At 37.5% G+C, this 15,482-nt stretch carries 15 protein-coding genes; 4 read left to right on the top strand and 11 right to left on the bottom strand.

Going from position 1 to position 15,482, the window contains the following annotated elements; translation table 11 throughout:
• Window positions 1-139: 139 nt before the first annotated feature.
• The 3 genes from IPP32_10505 to IPP32_10495 all read right to left on the bottom strand — a co-directional run bounded on the left by IPP32_10505 (window position 140) and on the right by IPP32_10495 (window position 2,421).
• Entirely contained in the window at window positions 140-1,312 is a 1,173-nt protein-coding gene (locus IPP32_10505; GenBank protein MBL0048513.1) for an ankyrin repeat domain-containing protein, read from the bottom strand.
• A gap of 194 nt (window positions 1,313-1,506) precedes the next feature.
• Window positions 1,507-1,896 (bottom strand): VOC family protein, encoded by a 390-nt coding sequence (locus IPP32_10500; GenBank protein MBL0048512.1) that lies wholly within the window; start codon window positions 1,894-1,896, stop codon window positions 1,507-1,509.
• 99 nt (window positions 1,897-1,995) lie between these two features.
• Window positions 1,996-2,421 carry a DUF1801 domain-containing protein gene (locus IPP32_10495; GenBank protein MBL0048511.1) on the bottom strand — a complete coding sequence of 142 codons (426 nt, stop codon included), beginning with the start codon at window positions 2,419-2,421 and terminating at the stop codon, window positions 1,996-1,998.
• Window positions 2,422-2,670: 249 nt separating this feature from the next.
• Between IPP32_10495 and IPP32_10490 the strand changes: the two genes are divergently transcribed.
• Window positions 2,671-3,345, top strand: coding sequence for an acylneuraminate cytidylyltransferase family protein (locus IPP32_10490; GenBank protein MBL0048510.1), 675 nt, complete (start codon window positions 2,671-2,673; stop codon window positions 3,343-3,345).
• On the opposite strand, the gene IPP32_10485 is transcribed toward IPP32_10490, so the two are convergent.
• Window positions 3,342-4,586 (bottom strand): hypothetical protein, encoded by a 1,245-nt coding sequence (locus IPP32_10485; GenBank protein ID MBL0048509.1) that lies wholly within the window; start codon window positions 4,584-4,586, stop codon window positions 3,342-3,344. The two genes, IPP32_10490 and IPP32_10485, sit on opposite strands and share 4 nt — an antisense overlap.
• A 232-nt stretch (window positions 4,587-4,818) precedes the next feature.
• Here IPP32_10485 and IPP32_10480 point away from each other — a divergent pair, with 232 nt between their 5' ends.
• Together IPP32_10480 and IPP32_10475 are read left to right on the top strand one after the other, a co-directional pair.
• Window positions 4,819-5,727: a pseudouridine-5'-phosphate glycosidase gene (locus IPP32_10480; GenBank protein MBL0048508.1), complete on the top strand. Its 909-nt coding sequence runs from the start codon at window positions 4,819-4,821 to the stop codon at window positions 5,725-5,727.
• A gap of 157 nt (window positions 5,728-5,884) precedes the next feature.
• The gene (locus IPP32_10475; GenBank protein MBL0048507.1) at window positions 5,885-7,036 is read left to right on the top strand and encodes a DEAD/DEAH box helicase; all 1,152 of its coding nucleotides are present in this window, start codon (window positions 5,885-5,887) and stop codon (window positions 7,034-7,036) included.
• A 128-nt stretch (window positions 7,037-7,164) separates the two neighbouring features.
• On the opposite strand, the gene IPP32_10470 is transcribed toward IPP32_10475, so the two are convergent.
• From IPP32_10470 to allB, 5 genes are all read right to left on the bottom strand, one after another.
• Window positions 7,165-8,598, bottom strand: a complete 1,434-nt coding sequence (locus IPP32_10470; GenBank protein MBL0048506.1) for a phosphoenolpyruvate kinase — start codon at window positions 8,596-8,598, stop codon at window positions 7,165-7,167.
• A 68-nt stretch (window positions 8,599-8,666) separates the two neighbouring features.
• Entirely contained in the window at window positions 8,667-9,005 is a 339-nt protein-coding gene (gene uraH / locus IPP32_10465) for a hydroxyisourate hydrolase (protein ID MBL0048505.1), read from the bottom strand.
• The gene (gene uraD / locus IPP32_10460; GenBank protein MBL0048504.1) at window positions 9,002-9,505 is read right to left on the bottom strand and encodes a 2-oxo-4-hydroxy-4-carboxy-5-ureidoimidazoline decarboxylase; all 504 of its coding nucleotides are present in this window, start codon (window positions 9,503-9,505) and stop codon (window positions 9,002-9,004) included. The genes uraH and uraD overlap by 4 nt, the downstream gene beginning before the upstream one ends.
• Before the next feature lie 56 nt (window positions 9,506-9,561).
• Window positions 9,562-10,569, bottom strand: coding sequence for an allantoicase (gene alc / locus IPP32_10455; GenBank protein ID MBL0048503.1), 1,008 nt, complete (start codon window positions 10,567-10,569; stop codon window positions 9,562-9,564).
• A gap of 181 nt (window positions 10,570-10,750) precedes the next feature.
• Window positions 10,751-12,100 (bottom strand): allantoinase AllB, encoded by a 1,350-nt coding sequence (gene allB, locus IPP32_10450; GenBank protein ID MBL0048502.1) that lies wholly within the window; start codon window positions 12,098-12,100, stop codon window positions 10,751-10,753.
• A 142-nt stretch (window positions 12,101-12,242) separates the two neighbouring features.
• Here allB and IPP32_10445 point away from each other — a divergent pair, with 142 nt between their 5' ends.
• On the top strand, window positions 12,243-13,211 hold the full coding sequence (locus IPP32_10445) for an XdhC family protein (GenBank protein ID MBL0048501.1): 969 nt from the start codon (window positions 12,243-12,245) through the stop codon (window positions 13,209-13,211).
• Window positions 13,212-13,356: 145 nt separating this feature from the next.
• Here the strand turns inward: IPP32_10445 and IPP32_10440 are convergent, their stop codons facing one another.
• Together IPP32_10440 and IPP32_10435 are read right to left on the bottom strand one after the other, a co-directional pair.
• Complete coding sequence (locus IPP32_10440) at window positions 13,357-14,202, bottom strand: acetyl-CoA carboxylase carboxyltransferase subunit beta (protein MBL0048500.1); 846 nt, start codon at window positions 14,200-14,202, stop codon at window positions 13,357-13,359.
• 93 nt (window positions 14,203-14,295) lie between these two features.
• Complete coding sequence (locus IPP32_10435) at window positions 14,296-15,354, bottom strand: class I fructose-bisphosphate aldolase (protein ID MBL0048499.1); 1,059 nt, start codon at window positions 15,352-15,354, stop codon at window positions 14,296-14,298.
• Window positions 15,355-15,482 lie beyond the last annotated feature (128 nt).

Genomic DNA, 15,482 nt, shown 5'->3' with positions numbered 1-15,482 from the left:
CAATTAGTCGAAGCATTATGCCTGCCTAACATTAGGGATGTTTTTACAAGTATAGAAAATTGAATCTTGAATCAGATTTCGGGCATACTGATTATGCTCAATAATTTTGAAACAGACTGATGGCTTTATAAAATAGGATTTACTTTTTTACTTCTTTTGGTAAAAGTGCTCCATATTTTTTGAGGAGGGTAACTGTGCTGCTTCTATCGTTTGCATCTGCAAATGAAAGTGCGGTGTCTTTAAAAGTAGTTTTAACATGATAGCTTTCTCCACCTGAATATTCATTGGTATGTTCTACTTTTGTGGAGATTAAATTTACATCGGCACCGGCCATGCATAATTTTTCAACACATGCGTCAAATCCCATTGCAGAGGCCATCATGAGCGGAGTGAGTTTTAGGTAGTGTTTGTCAACACTCGTTACCGAAAGTTTATTCAAATCGGGTTTAGCTTCTAACAAGGTTTCCAGAACAGCAGCATTTCCTTTTGAGCAAGCATAAAATAAGGGGGTTCTGCCAAATTCTCCCTTTGCATAATTGACATCCGCTTTTCCATAAATTAAGGCCTTTACCAATCCTGTTTTCTCTAAATCGCAGGCTTGTCCAAGAATGCTTCCCCAGCCGCCATTTTTTTGATTGGCGTCCGCACCTTTATCGATAATGAATTTGCCAAGTTCTTCGACAGTTGAAAAATCACTTTCTTGCGCATTAGTGATGCGTGGTGGAAAAGTAACTCCCATTTTTGCGAGGGATCCTGCAATCGTTTTTAACAAAGCTACTTTATCGGCCGGCTCTTTCACCACAAAAAGCGCATTTAAAAGCGAAAGATCTTTTTGTCCGCTAAACGTATATTTTTCAGATGGATCAGCACCTGCCTCAACTAATATTTTTAGGACTTCGAGCCTTGAACTTCCTGACGCAGAAGCTAGCATTGGTTGCCCAAATTTATCCTTGTTTTTTACATTAGAGCCTGCTGCAATTAAGAATTTCATTGCATCAATGTTTCCCCATGCAGCAGCATTAGTAAGCGGATTGTATCCATTAGCAGGTGCGATAAAATTTACATCTGATTTAGCTTCGATTAAGGCTTTCACAACTTCTTCATCTGCCCAACAAGAAGCAAAATTGAGTGGTGTTCCAAAAGCAGGGTCTAAATTTTTTACATCTGCGCCGGCGGATATAGCTGCTAAAGCATTGGGGTAATTTGCACCTTTAAGGGCAGTCCATAAATCTTCGGTAGCACCGGCAAATGATTTTATTTGTGTTAGGATCAGAATGGTTAAGGTAACCAGAACTTTGAGTAGATTTCTCATTTGATATGTTTTTAACTTTTGATAATATAGAAAGTTGTATCAAAGTTAACGCTGTAAAGGTTAGTCATTTGAACCTTTTTTATCAATTCTTACTTTTTGCCAATGAAATTCCGGTGACTTTTCACGCATCCTATTGATTAGGAAATGCTGCATTATTTGATTTGCATTTGTGTTTGGTGTCTTAAACAATATTTTTAAACAGGTTCAATAAGGTCCCAAAGATTTCCGTAGAGGTCGGCAAAGACGGCCACTGTTCCCCACGTTTCCTTAACCGGTTGGCGCACAATTTGGACTCCATTATTGACAAGAATATCAAAATCCCGCTGAAAATTATCGGTGTTTAAAAATAAAAATACGCGGCCACCGGTTTGATTTCCTATACTTCTTTTTTGTTCCTCATTAACTGCCTTGGCTAAAAGTAAACAGCAATCATTCGAGCCTTTTGGGGCAACTCGCACCCACCGTTTTGTTTCGGAAAGAACGCTATCTTCCAATAAATTGAATCCTAATTTTTGTGTGTAAAATGCAATTGCCTCATCATAGTCATTTACGACTAGGCTTATTTGAAAAATTTGTTGTTTCATACGTTTAAAAATTGCATTACTGTATGGGAGTTATTAGATTGTTTCAATAATTGAATAGAAAATATAAGCTTCTTTAAACGCCTTTCACAAAAAGCTTAATTAATTTGGATTTAAGGATGCAACAATAATTTGTTTCAAAACCTTTAAATCAATTTCTTCCAGTTTATTAATATAGAGGCAGCCTACACCCGTTTTATGCTTCCCCAACTTACTAAAGGCACTTTCATGCTGTTTGAGGCTGGTGTTGAGATAGAGGGAAAGATTTGCTTTTCGAGGTGAAAATCCAATTTTAAGCCAGTCAACTTCTCTCCTGGTAGCGGGGCTTTTGTAGCGTTTATTTCCAAAGCCTATCAATGCACTGCTCCACAATACCGGAGCTTCGCCACTTGCTTTTTGCATCATATCGAGCAGCACAAAACAATCCTTTCGTTTTTGCACATCCGATATTTTATTAATAAAATCTTCCACACTGGATTGAGTGGGTTTTGTTTTTATGACTGCGAGCTTTGATTTTTTTTCTGGCATGAAAGTATTTGAATGTTTGAAGGTGATCTTGCAAAAAACTATGAACAAATTATAAATAGAATTTGGAGGTGGAATTTATTACTCTAAATACAAACCAAAATTAATTTAATAATTCAATTTACTCGCGAATTAAGCTTTTACCTGCTAACCTTTATCTTGTTGGATTATTTCATGCAATAAACCTTGCAATATATGAATGTTATGACCTAAGGGTTTTTTATATTTTTGTTGAACACTATCCGGTAATTTATGTTAACAGCACTAGTTCCAATAAAACAAGAGTCAGAGCGACTTAAAAACAAAAATTTTCTGGATTTTTGCGGACAACCAATGTATCAAATTGTTTTGGATACCTTGCAAGGTATGAATGAAATAACAAATATAGTTATTGATACAGATTCAAAATTAATTAAAGAAGATTGTTCATTACGCTATTCAAAAGCAATTATTATTGATAGACCGCCACATTTAATTGGGAATGAAATAACAATGAATTCGATTATTGAATATGATTTATCTCAAGTGCAAGGTGAATATTTTTTGCAGACTCATGTCACCAATCCCTTGTTAACTGTAAAAACTATTCAAGCTTCAATTAAAAATTATTTTGATATGCTTTCAACCTTTGATTCTTTACTGAGTGTACAACAAATTAAAAAAAGAGCTTATGATTATTGTGGAAATCCTATAAATCACAGTAATGAGAAGTTGGAAAAAACGCAAATGTTGCCTCCAATTAACATTGAAAACTCGAATATTTTTTTATTTAGCAGGACTTCCTTTTTTGAAGCGCACAAGAGTAGGGTTGGCATGCGCCCTCAACTCTTCGCAATGTCAAGTTTCGAAAGCATTGACATTGATTTTGAAGAAGATTTTTTATTGGCAAAATTGATTTACATGAATAAAATGCAATTTGTATTTTAAAGCCTATGTATTTTTGAAAGAATGGTATCTACTATCCTTGAGCTAGCAGTTATATCCTTGTCGACAAATTGTTTAATTGCTAATTTTAAGTTATCAGGCGTTGGCGAAAATACTTGTTGTTTAATTATTTTTAATAGTTCGTCGCTAGTTGTAAAAATGCTTGCTGCACCCAATTGAAGTAAATAATTCGCTTCTGAATAGTTTTTATGATTTGGCCCAAATGCCACAGGAACTCCATATACTGCAGGTTCGATAATGTTATGAATACCGATTCGATTAAACCCTCCTCCAATTATTGCAAAATTTGCATACTTGTAAATGGTTTTGAGTAAGCCCACAGTGTCAATGATTAGTATGTCGTGAAACTTGGTAAGCTTATTCATTTCTGAATAAAGAATGCAATTATCTGCTCCAAACATTTTATGCAAGGATGATTTTTCCGGTTCATGCGGAACAAGTATCCATTTTATTTTAAAGGCTTTTAGTTTTGGATATATTTCATAAAACATTTTTTCTTCTCGCGGCAAACTGCTTCCAAAAACAATCACAAAATTGGAGGCTGCAAATTCTTCAATTTGGGTTAGTTTTTGTTCCAGCATGGATTGATTTTGTATTCGCTCAAAACGGGTATTTCCGCTGAAAATAGTGCTTTTGTAAGAAAAATTCGATTCTAGTAAATGCTTGGTTTCACTATCTTGACAAAAAATGAAATCAAATGAGTTAAAACAATTGCGGTACCAATTTTTAAAGGGACTTTTTAGAAAATTACTGTTTTTGCTTAGCCTCAATGAAATCAAAAATGCCGGAATGTTTTTTTTAGAAAGTTCATTAAGAAAATTAAACCAAAGTTCGGAACGACTAAATACTGCAAATTCTGGTTTAAGAAGAGATATAAATTTTTTTGCTTGGATAGGTGTGTCGAGCGGTAAATAAAAAATCAAATCGAAATACTTGGTGTTTTTTAGTACCTCAAAGGCTGAGGGTGAAAATACAGTTAGGATAGTTTTTTTTGTTGAAAAGGATTGTTTCAATTTAAAAAAAACCTCACATGCATCTTCAAATTCACCCAATGAAGCACAATGAAACCAGATCCAACTTTCATTTTTTTTTATATGTTTTGAAAGTTGAACTTCCCAATTTTTCCTTCCCTTAATCCATAATGCAGCTTTTCGATTAAATGGGCTTGTCAGCCGAATCAAAAAATAATACAGACGCAAAATAAGGTAGTAACAACTTTGCATTTTTGGATAGGAGTAATGGGGAATAAATAGTATTACAATATTTTAAACATAATTAAAATAATTTATCTCTTATGGATTTGATAAAATTATTTAAAAAGTCTTTTTAGCTTTCAATTCAGAGTTCGCTTTTCTTTTTATGGAGAAAAGAACATTACGATTTTTCTATTTCTTTGCCTTGGGTTAATATTAGGAATTCCCAAATCTTACTTACTTTCGCCGACACACTTAAGTTATGAAGTATAAAGAATACTTAAATATACAACCTGAGGTAGCGCAGGCACTTGCTGTCAATAAACCGGTGGTTGCATTAGAGAGTACCATCATTGCACATGGAATGCCTTATCCCCGCAATGTACAAACAGCTATTGAAGTCGAAAATATTGTGCGTGAAAATGGCGCTATCCCGGCTACTATTGCACTGCTTGATGGAAAACTGTGTGTGGGTTTAAATGCTGAGCAGCTCGAATTTTTAGGAACAGCAAAGGACGTGTGGAAAGTGAGTTTGCGCGATATGCCTTTTGTGGTGTCAAAAAAAATTCCTGGTGCAACTACTGTAGCCGCAACAATGCGAATAGCAAGCATGGCCGGAATTAAGATTTTTGTTACCGGTGGAATTGGCGGCGTGCATCGCGAAGCGGAGAACACTATGGATATTTCGGCTGATTTGACAGAAATGGCGAATACCTCAGTAGCGGTAGTTTCAGCAGGAGTGAAGTCGATTTTAGATATTGGATTGACCCTGGAGTATCTGGAAACATTGGGTGTGCCGGTGGTAACATTTGGGCAAGATACCTTTCCAAGTTTTTATTCACGTGAAAGCGCATATACTTCGCCACTTCGATTAGACAGTGCAACTGAAATTGCAGCTTTGCTCCGCACAAAATGGGAATTGGGATTGAATGGGTCGGTTATGATTGCCAATCCTATTCCCAAAACAAATGAAGTGCCTTATGAAAAAATTGAGAAATATATTTCGGAGGCTTTAACTGAGGCGAAGAAAAATAATATCACCGGTAAAAAAGTAACTCCTTTCTTGCTTAGTTACATAGCCAAACAAACGAAAGGAGAGAGTTTGGATGCTAATATTGCTTTAGTTAAAAACAATGCACGTTTGGGAGCGCAGATTGCATGTGCACTTTAGTTATTACTCAAGCAACAAGCATTCATACTACCAATACTTAAAAGCATTACAATACAATCGCATATTTTTGCGATATTTGCATTCCTAATAATAAAATACCAAATTGAATTTCGAAGATTTTGACCTGAGCGAAAGCTTAATTGAGAGCATCGCCTCTATGGGATACAAACAGGCTACACCCATTCAACAACAAGCCATTCCATTAATTTTACAACACAAAGATTTAATAGCATGCGCACAAACCGGAACCGGTAAAACTGGCGCATTTTTAATACCCGTGTTAAATAAGCTAACTGAAATTGAAAAACATTTCATTCGCTGTTTAGTATTGGTTCCTACCCGTGAACTTGCAAAGCAAATTGACGAACAGTTGGAAGGATTTTCTTATTTTCTTCCGGTGACCTCTATTGCTGTGTATGGCGGTGGACAAGGTGATGTATGGGACAATCAAAAAAATGCAATGGTGAATGGAGTGGATGTAGTTATTGCAACACCCGGTCGTTTAATTTCGCACATGGCTATGGGCTATGTGGATTTAACTAAAGTAGAAATGTTGGTGCTTGATGAAGCCGACAAAATGCTGGACATGGGCTTCTTTGACGACATTATGAAAATAATTCATACCGTTCCAAAAGGTAGACAAACCTTGATGTTTTCTGCAACGATGCCACCCAAAATTAGAGAGCTCGCCAATCAAATTCTCAGAAACCCTGAGCAAATTGCATTGTCGATTTCCAAGCCAGCTGAAAAGATTGAGCAAATCACATATTTGGTTGGGGATAAACAGAAAATTGCCTTGTTGGAATTTCTCTTTAAGGAAAAGGAAATTGAGAGCATGATAATTTTTACTTCTCGAAAAAGCAATGTGAGTGATATTGTGCGTTCTCTAAATAAATTGGGCTTTAAAGCAGGCGGAATAAATTCTGATCGCACGCAACAAGAGCGTGAAAGTATCTTACAAGATTTTAAAAGCCGCAGAATTAGTATTTTAGTTGCAACGGATATTTTATCGCGCGGCATCGATATCGAAAACCTAAGTCATGTGGTGAATTACGATGTTCCGCAAGATGCCGAAGATTATGTGCATCGTGTTGGCCGTACCGCCAGAGCTTCCTCAAATGGGGTGGCCATCACGTTTATAAACGAAAGGGAACAATACCTCATTCCGCGCATCGAAAAATTAATTGAAAAGGAATTGGTTAAGCGTCAGTTACCCGAATCCATCGGCATAAGCCCGGCCTATAATCCTGAACAAAGCGCCAAGCCTGTTTTTAAAGGCAAACGTAAATTTTTTAAGAAAAAGGTTTAATGCACTTTTTTCATTTTTAGCTGCGCATAATAGGGATGCTGCGGATTTACAATTAGTTCTTGACGCAAGGGATGAATTAAAACATCCATTTCTTCCATTGGAATTGCACCTAATAATTTTTGGATGATTTATTTCTTCGTTCTTCTTCCAACCAAAATTTTATAAAAAGAGCGGCTTCGGATTTCATCAAGTGTAAGTCCAGTTTCCAGTACTTCCTTTTCGGTGATGGCGCCGCAGTTTAAAGCACGTAAAAAATAATTAAGTAAACCTTGTCCGGTTGCCGCATCGTCAAACACATCTCCCGAAAGGGTAGCCTGTGCAGCTTTTTCAACAAAATTTCGCAAGCGCACAGCAGCATCTTCATAGCTTTCTAAAAAGAATGTATAGGTTGCAGCATAACGCATTGGAAATTGTGCCGGATTTAAATCCCAACCCTGATAAAATCCATTAATCAAGGAATGCATAGTATGTCCATATCCTAATTTCCAGGCATTGTGCACCACTCTGCGGTTTTCTATTTCTTGTTCCAGTGTAAGGTTATCACCTCTGTGCGGACCAACAGGCATTACATTGGTAGCACCATCGCTCAGCATGATACCTGTTCCGCCCAATGCAACGCGAGTCATGTGATGCGCAAAATCACACACTTCATGATCCATGGTTTGGTATTTTGCAGTGATGTTGCAAGATGCGGTATAATCATAAGTTCCAAAATGGGCTGCGATACAACGGCCTTTTCCGGCACGAATTAATTTTAGCAATGGATTTTTTCCGTCTGCGTCCATCACCGCTTGAGTGGCTTCCACCATCATTTCCATTTTCAAGGAACCGCTTGGCAATTGATTTGCTTTTTCGATTAGTTCAAAGAGTTTTACAATGGCTTCAATTTGCTCTGGAATGGTGACTTTAGGCAGCATTACTACAAAATTAGCAGGTAGTTTTCCGCCACTTTTTTCTAATAAAGTACTAACAAAAATATCAAGGGTGCGAACGCCTCTTGCTTTCAAATCTTCAGTGAAGGGTTTAATTCGAATTCCGATAAAAGGAGGAATTGTTTTATCTTTCATTCCCTTGGCCAGTTCGGTTGCGGCAGTCACTGCAGTTGCATCTTCTTCGTCATCCGGGCGGTTTCCAAAACCATCTTCAAAATCGATCCTAAAATCTTCTACTGCTTCCTGCTCCAGTTTAGCAATAATTTTTTTGTAAACTGTGTAGGGAAGCCAAGCCAAATCTGCTTTACGTGCTTCATCGCTCAGTTTTTCTAACCGTTGTTCCAACTCTTTAACTTGTGATTCCGTATCAGGCAAACTTTGGTATCCCTTTAATTCCAATACTTTGGCGAGGATGGCAAAATTTGGAGCATTGGTTACAAAACTTTTAAGTGCACCCTTGCCCATTTTTACAGTGCTATCGCTTTTAAACAAATTGGCTCCTCCATAAACCGTGTGCACCGGTTGCCGATCAGGCAAATCACCGGGGTAAATATTTTGAAACGCAATGTTTGCGGTTTTTAATTCATTGAGAATGGAATCTCTTTCTTTTTCAGGGATGGAAAATTTCATTTTTAATTTTAAAGGTTTGTATTTATACGCTTTCTAAATCAGAAACATCAGCTTACATCAGTTTTTTATCAGCTCCCTCTGTAAGTGCTATATCCAAAGGGGTTTAACAACAAGGGGACATGGTAATGAGATGCATCTGTAATTTCAAATTCGATACTTACCGAGGGATAAAAACTTTTACTATTTTGTGATTTGAAATAAGAACCGGTGTCAAAAATCAATCGATATACACCAGTATCCAGTATTTTTTCAGCAGGAAGTAAATTGCTGATGCGGCCGTCAGAATTGGTTTTCCCATAAGCAAGCGGGAGCCATTGTCCGGATTTATTTTGCTCCAGTTGGATGTGCACACCCTGAGCCGGTTTGCCAATTGTGGTATCTAAAATGTGTGTGGTTAATTGACTCATTTAAATAATTTTTCGATACGAATATGCGTAATTTTATTTTGTTCTTTCGCGGCAATTCTAATTTCTTGTTCCGGAGAATTGGGCAAGCGATTGTTCAGCAATTCAAGCATTTCTTCTGCGCTTTTTCCGGTGGCGCAAACGATAAAAATATAGCCGAATTTTTTTTCGTATTCCGCATTTCCTTTTGCGAGCTTTTCAAGCACTTCTTGTGGAGCAACACTAACGGCAGCTTGTTCGCCGCTAGCCCATTGTTTGGTGGCGGCAAATTTTTCGGATAAAGATTTTACGTCTCCAATTTTGGGATGGTGTGAAAATGCTTCCAAAATATCGCTTTGCAAACAAGAACTCCAAATTTTATCCGACTCCGCTTTTATGGCTGACACCGAATCAAAGGGCATGTAGGACGCTAATGTTTCGGCCCAATTGGTGCTTCCGCAGCATTTAAAAAGCTCGTTTTGCGCCTCGTGTGAACTGAGTTGATTGAATTGTTTTAAGGTCATTTTTTACTTTTTCCGAAGGTAGCCAGAAAATTTAAAACTAATGCTACCTATTTGGATTATCGGATAATTCCCCACATCCTTAACCTGCTTATTCCCCCATCCGGAAAAATAGAAAGTCGAACATGCGTAAAAGGTCCTTTTTGTGCAATTTCTTTTTCGAATAAATGCTCGTGATCTGCTTGTAATTTGCTTTGTGGAAGCAATGTAGTCCAATTTACCTCAGGCGTGTTTAATTTCGATTCATCTTCCAAAGAAATGTTGCACCCTTCAATCAAACAGGTGTCGGGATAATTACCTTTAAAGTGGCAAGTATCAACTAACACTTTTTGAATTTCTCCTTTGTGTGCGAGGCGCACAATTACCCAATCGCGGTTATTCGGAGTGCGGTTACGCTTGGTTTCCCAACCATCACCCATATTTACACCACGTCCGGGCATTATTAAATTATCCATGTGCGAAAAAAACATATCGTTGCACAGCACTGATTTAGCGCCATTCACCGCAGCAGCCAAATCAATTACATCGTCTGCTTTAACTACACTCCAATCTTTAAAAACTTCGCCATATACCTTTAATCGCGCCACGCCGCCATCCGGATAGATGTGCAATTTAAGATGTGTGTATATTTCACGGTCGGCAATCTCATAAAAGTTCTGACTACCCGGATTGAGCGGACTCTTAGGAAGAATTTCTTTCCATTGGATTTTATTTTCTGCCTCCATTTTTTCTATGTCTTTTTCACCCTGAATAGTGCAAGCTTCTATGGAGGCATGTGGTGGATGGTTTCCTAAAAAGAAGTTGGTATCGATGTCTACACCGTGAATTTTTCCGGATGTTGCTAATTGTATGATGCACCAATCGTGTCCGGGAGTGCGCTTCCTGCGGCTTTCCCATCCATCCATCCATTTGCCGCGGTCGGTATATTTATCGGTTATGAAAATTCCTCTTCCGGGTTTTAGTAAATTTTCTTTTTCGGCAAAAAAGTCATCGCTGCAAAGAAGCGCTTTTCCGCCGAGGCGATCGGCTGCTAAATCGGTTAGTTTTGTAAATGTTGGTTCAGACATAAGGTTATTTTATAGAATGCTTATTTTAAGAATGATTATGATTTAATAAGGTTTTCACAATTAAAATAGAAGTCAGAAATATAGAGTTTAACGTTAAATATAGATATTGGATATTGAACGCTGATTTTTTAAGATGATTATGATTTGTTAAGATGGATAAGTGTGAATTGCAATACTAAATTTAGCTTTTCAATAATTTTCCCTGATTCAAATGTATGAAATTTTCATGGTCAAACACTTTAATACCATTCACGTAAGTTTGTTCTACTTGACCAAATAATTCTAGTCCTGTATAAGGTGTGATTTTATGTCGGTGCTGAATTTGTTCGCTTTTTATAATGAATTTTTTAGAAGGATTCCAAATCACTAAATCGGCATCATATCCTTTTTCAATTTTACCTTTTCGAGAATTCATTTTCATAAAATTAGCCACATTTCCGCTCATCAAGGCAGTTAAATCATGTATCGAAAATCCTCTTTGTTGCATCGCAGTCCACATCACCGGAAGGGAAAACTGCAGCCCTGCAATGCCTCCCCAAGCCTTTTTAAAATTGCCGGATGTAATCTCTTTCAAATCGGGAGGGGCAGGAGAGTGGTCTGTTACTACAAAATCGAGTGTGCCATCTTTAAGTGCTGCCCAAAGTTTTTCATTGTTTTCTGTTTCACGGATGGGTGGAGCACACTTAAATTCGGTAGCTCCATCCGGTATTTGTTCAGCGTTAAAAAACAAATAATGTGGGCAAGTCTCAGCTGTCAGAGGCAATCCTTCTTTTTTTGCTGCAGCTATTAAAGGCAATGCTTCAGCTGAGCTAATATGCACCAGGTGCACCCGAGATCTTGTTTCACGACAAAGGTCTATCATCAGTTGCACAGCATTGTTTTCCCAGGATTTTGGCCGTGATTTTAAATAGGCAGCATAACTTCTTGGATTTTCATCCAGATAATGTGAATCCTCATTAGGCGCATCTAATTCGCAATGTACCAAAAGCGGCAAGTCGTACTTTTTTAGTATCAGTAGGGCTTTGTGCAGATGTTCGGCAGTGGTATTAGGAAAATCATCTATCCCCGAATGGGTTAAAAAAGCTTTTAATCCAAACACTCCGCTTTTCAAAAGTGCGTCCAGCTCATTTAAATTATCGGGAACTACACCACCCCAAAAGCCGCAATTTACATTAAGTTTTCCATTGGCTGCAGCTTGTTTAATTTCAAAATTTGAAGCTGTTGTTGTTACCGGTGAAGCATTTAAAGGCATTTCAATTAAAGTGGTAATTCCACCTGCAGCGGCTGCTTTGGTAGCAGTTTCAAAGCCCTCCCAAGCTGTTCGGCCGGGCTCGTTGATGTGCACATGACAATCTATTAATCCCGGCATGATTACACTTTCTCCTACATCCACTAAGTGTTCTGTGAAATCAGTTTCGCTTTCATTGAGCACCGCTATTATTTTATTTTGCTCCACCAGCACTATTCCGCTAATCATCCCGGAAGGGCATAGTATATTTTTGCTTTTTAGTGCGCTGCGACTGCTGTTCATCAGGGATTTACTTATATAGTTTATTGAATTTCGAGGTGTTTAAGCAGCTTTGCTTGTGTTTACCTGTTTGCGCTTTTTATTATTCGACAAGTTACAACAAAAGTATAAAAGTTAGTTTTAGATTTGCTTAGCTCCTACGAATATGAAAGAATTAAAACTGTGGCAATTTATTGAAAAAAAATTAGCAGACCATGAATCGCTCGTATTCATGTGTGTGCTCGAAAGCCATGGAAGCAGCCCTGGGCGACAAGGTTTTAAAATGGTGGTAAGTGAGCGCGAAATTTTTGGATCGATAGGTGGTGGTATTATGGAGCATAAATTTGTGGAGATGGCTAAGGAAAAATTGGTGGAGGAACAAAAGTTATCGCTCACTAAAAAACAAATTCACAATAAATCGGCGAAGCAAAATCAAAGCGGCATGATTTGTAGTGGAGAGCAAACCATATTTCTGTATCCCATGCAGGATAAAGAATTGAAGCATGTAAAGGCCATCATAGAAGCGCTTCAACAAAATAAAAATGGATTGCTTGAAATTAATTCAGACGGCATTTATTTTTATGATAAATTGATTCCGGAAAGCGATTATCGTTTTGAGAAGAAATCGGAACAAATATGGGAGTATGAAGAAAAATTGGGATACAAGAATTTTCTTTACATTATTGGTGGTGGGCATTGTTCGCTTGCATTAAGCAGAATTATGAGTAGCATGGATTTTTATGTGCAAGTGTTTGATGAGCGTAAAAATTTAAATACCATGACTCAAAATACCTTTGCGCACCTCACCGAAGAACTAAAAAGCTTTGAATTGATTAAAAGTAAAGTTCCTGAACACAAAAACAATTTTTTGGTGATTATGACATTTGGTTATCGTACGGATGGAATAGTGCTTCGCGAACTTATGTATCAACAATATCGCTATTTGGGTGTGTTGGGAAGTAAAACAAAAATCGAAAAACTAAGGGAAGAGTTAAATGCAGAAGGTGTTGAGCAAGAAATAATGGATGCCATTCACGCTCCAATTGGAATTCAAATTAAAAGTCAAACACCGGAGGAAATTGCGGTGAGCATTGCTGCTGAGATAATTCAGGTGAAGAACTCAAAAATGGAATAATTTTCTTCTTTCAACAAAATGCAAGAATAGAACGCTGATGACGCTGATGATTATGATTTACGCGGATTTTGATGATTACTCCAAATTTTTATTTTCCTAATGAAACAGCGTTAAATAGTTTAGCAAAAATTAGAAATATAAAAACTCAATTCGCAAACATTTTCAAAATTTGAGAAAGCTTAGCTTTTAATTCCTTGCGCTTCACAATCAAATCCAGGAAACCGTGTTCTAACACAAACTCTGCTGTTTGAAAGCCTTTGGGCAAATCTTTTCCTATCGTTTCTTTCACCACACGCGGACCTGCAAACCCAATTAATGCGCCCGGTTCCGAAATGTTTAAATCGCCCAACATAGCGTAAGATGCTGTAACACCGCCGGTAGTAGGATCCGTTAAAAAAGAGATATAGGGTATTTTTTCTTTAGCTAAAAGTGATAGTTTTACCGAAGTTTTGGCCATCTGCATCAGCGAGAAGGCAGCTTCCATCATTCGGGCTCCTCCTGATTTACTGATAATCATAAATGGAATTCTTTTTTCGATGCAGTAATCAATAGAGCGTGATATTTTTTCGCCCACTACCGAACCCATCGAACCTCCAATAAAGTTAAATTCCATGCAACAAATCACCAAATCCTGACCGTCAATTTTTCCATGAGCGGAGGTTAATGCATCCTTTAAACCGGTTTTCTTTTGTGTGTCAACAATACGGTCCTTGTATTTTTTTGTATCCTCAAAATTTAACGGGTCTCCGGATGTGAGGTTAGGAAACAATTCGGTAAATTTATTGTCGTCAAACAAAATTTCGAAATACTCTTTCGAACCTATTTTTTGATGGTATTCACACTTATCGCACACATATAAATTAGCAATATTGTCTTGAGCAGTAACTATATGCTTGCATTGCGGGCACTTGTACCACAAGCCTTCCGGAGTTTCCTTTTTTTCTAAGGTAGAAGTAGTAATCCCTTCTTTTATTCGTTTAAACCAACTCATGTTTTTCTAGTATTTAGTACAAAGTACAGAGAACAGAGTATCTAGTAAAGAGAAAAAAATCTTTATACTTAATACTTTGTACTCTGTACTAAATTAAGCAATCGTTATTTCTTTAGCAAGATATACATCTTGAATGGCATTAAGTAATTCCACGCCTTCTTTAACAGGACGTTGAAATGCTTTGCGGCCTGAAATTAGTCCGTGGCCACCGGCACGTTTATTAATTACTGCAGTGGTAACTGCATCCGCTAAGTCGCTTGCGCCTTTAGATTCGCCGCCCGAATTAATTAAACCAATTTTACCCATGTAACAGTTGGCCACTTGATAGCGATTTAAATCAATAGGATGGTCAGTGGTTAATTCGCTGTAAACTTTTGGATGGGTTTTTCCAAAATTAATGGCTGTATATCCGCCATTGTTTGTAGCTAGTTTTTGTTTAATGATATCGGCTTGAATGGTAACACCCAAATGATTGGCTTGTCCGGTTAGATCGGCCGCTGTATGGTAATCGATTCCATCTTTTTTAAAGCCGTTATTGCGGGTATAGCACCATAAAATGGTAGCCATTCCTAATTCATGTGCACGTTCAAAAGCTTGTGCCACTTCCACAATCTGGCGTCCCGATTCAGGTGAACCAAAATAAATAGTAGCACCAACCGCTGCAGCGCCCATGTTCCAGGCATCATCTACCGAACCAAACATAATTTGATCAAATTTATTTGGATAAGAGATAAATTCATTGTGGTTAATTTTTACAATGAAAGGAATTTTATGCGCATATTTTCTTGAACAATTAGCAAGCACGCCATAGGTAGAAGCAACTGCATTACATCCGCCTTCAATGGCAAGCTTTACAATATTTTCAGGATCAAAATAAATGGGATTGGGAGCAAAAGAAGCTCCGGCTGAATGCTCAATACCTTGATCTACCGGCAAAATAGAAACATATCCCGTTCCGCCTAAGCGTCCATGGTCATATATAGCAGCCAAATTGCGCAATACTTGATTGCTGCGGTTGGTATCCGTAAACGTTTTTCCTACAAAATCACCATTTGCTTGCACGATGCTATCTTTCGAAATAGTCTTACAGGTGTGATTCAACAAGGAGTCAGCATTTGCTCCTAACAGTTCTGCAATTTTTGAAGCGTTCATTTTTGTCTTTATTTTTTTAGTTGAGAAGGTCAAAGATAAAAAAAAATGATTGTCACAATACTCTTATATGGTTTGGATGTAAATCAGTTTTTATGATGAGATTCAAATTAACATCTGTAGAATTACTT

This window comes from Bacteroidota bacterium (assembly GCA_016721765.1).
In the GTDB taxonomy this organism is placed as follows: domain Bacteria; phylum Bacteroidota; class Bacteroidia; order UBA4408; family UBA4408; genus UBA4408.
The sequence above is the reverse complement of the archived record's forward strand: the minus strand, read 5'-3'. Positions and strand labels throughout refer to the sequence as shown.

Excerpts from the sequence above, each read along its gene's own strand:
- IPP32_10505 (MBL0048513.1), bottom strand. The coding sequence starts at position 1,312 with ATGAGAAATCTACTCAAAGTTCTGGTTACCTTAACCATTCTGATCCTA.
- IPP32_10500 (MBL0048512.1), bottom strand. The coding sequence starts at position 1,896 with ATGAAACAACAAATTTTTCAAATAAGCCTAGTCGTAAATGACTATGAT.
- IPP32_10495 (MBL0048511.1), bottom strand. The coding sequence starts at position 2,421 with ATGCCAGAAAAAAAATCAAAGCTCGCAGTCATAAAAACAAAACCCACT.
- IPP32_10490 (MBL0048510.1), top strand. The coding sequence starts at position 2,671 with ATGTTAACAGCACTAGTTCCAATAAAACAAGAGTCAGAGCGACTTAAA.
- IPP32_10485 (MBL0048509.1), bottom strand. The coding sequence starts at position 4,586 with ATGCAAAGTTGTTACTACCTTATTTTGCGTCTGTATTATTTTTTGATT.
- IPP32_10480 (MBL0048508.1), top strand. The coding sequence starts at position 4,819 with ATGAAGTATAAAGAATACTTAAATATACAACCTGAGGTAGCGCAGGCA.
- IPP32_10475 (MBL0048507.1), top strand. The coding sequence starts at position 5,885 with ATGGGATACAAACAGGCTACACCCATTCAACAACAAGCCATTCCATTA.
- IPP32_10470 (MBL0048506.1), bottom strand. The coding sequence starts at position 8,598 with ATGAAATTTTCCATCCCTGAAAAAGAAAGAGATTCCATTCTCAATGAA.
- uraH (MBL0048505.1), bottom strand. The coding sequence starts at position 9,005 with ATGAGTCAATTAACCACACACATTTTAGATACCACAATTGGCAAACCG.
- uraD (MBL0048504.1), bottom strand. The coding sequence starts at position 9,505 with ATGACCTTAAAACAATTCAATCAACTCAGTTCACACGAGGCGCAAAAC.
- alc (MBL0048503.1), bottom strand. The coding sequence starts at position 10,569 with ATGTCTGAACCAACATTTACAAAACTAACCGATTTAGCAGCCGATCGC.
- allB (MBL0048502.1), bottom strand. The coding sequence starts at position 12,100 with ATGAACAGCAGTCGCAGCGCACTAAAAAGCAAAAATATACTATGCCCT.
- IPP32_10445 (MBL0048501.1), top strand. The coding sequence starts at position 12,243 with ATGAAAGAATTAAAACTGTGGCAATTTATTGAAAAAAAATTAGCAGAC.
- IPP32_10440 (MBL0048500.1), bottom strand. The coding sequence starts at position 14,202 with ATGAGTTGGTTTAAACGAATAAAAGAAGGGATTACTACTTCTACCTTA.
- IPP32_10435 (MBL0048499.1), bottom strand. The coding sequence starts at position 15,354 with ATGAACGCTTCAAAAATTGCAGAACTGTTAGGAGCAAATGCTGACTCC.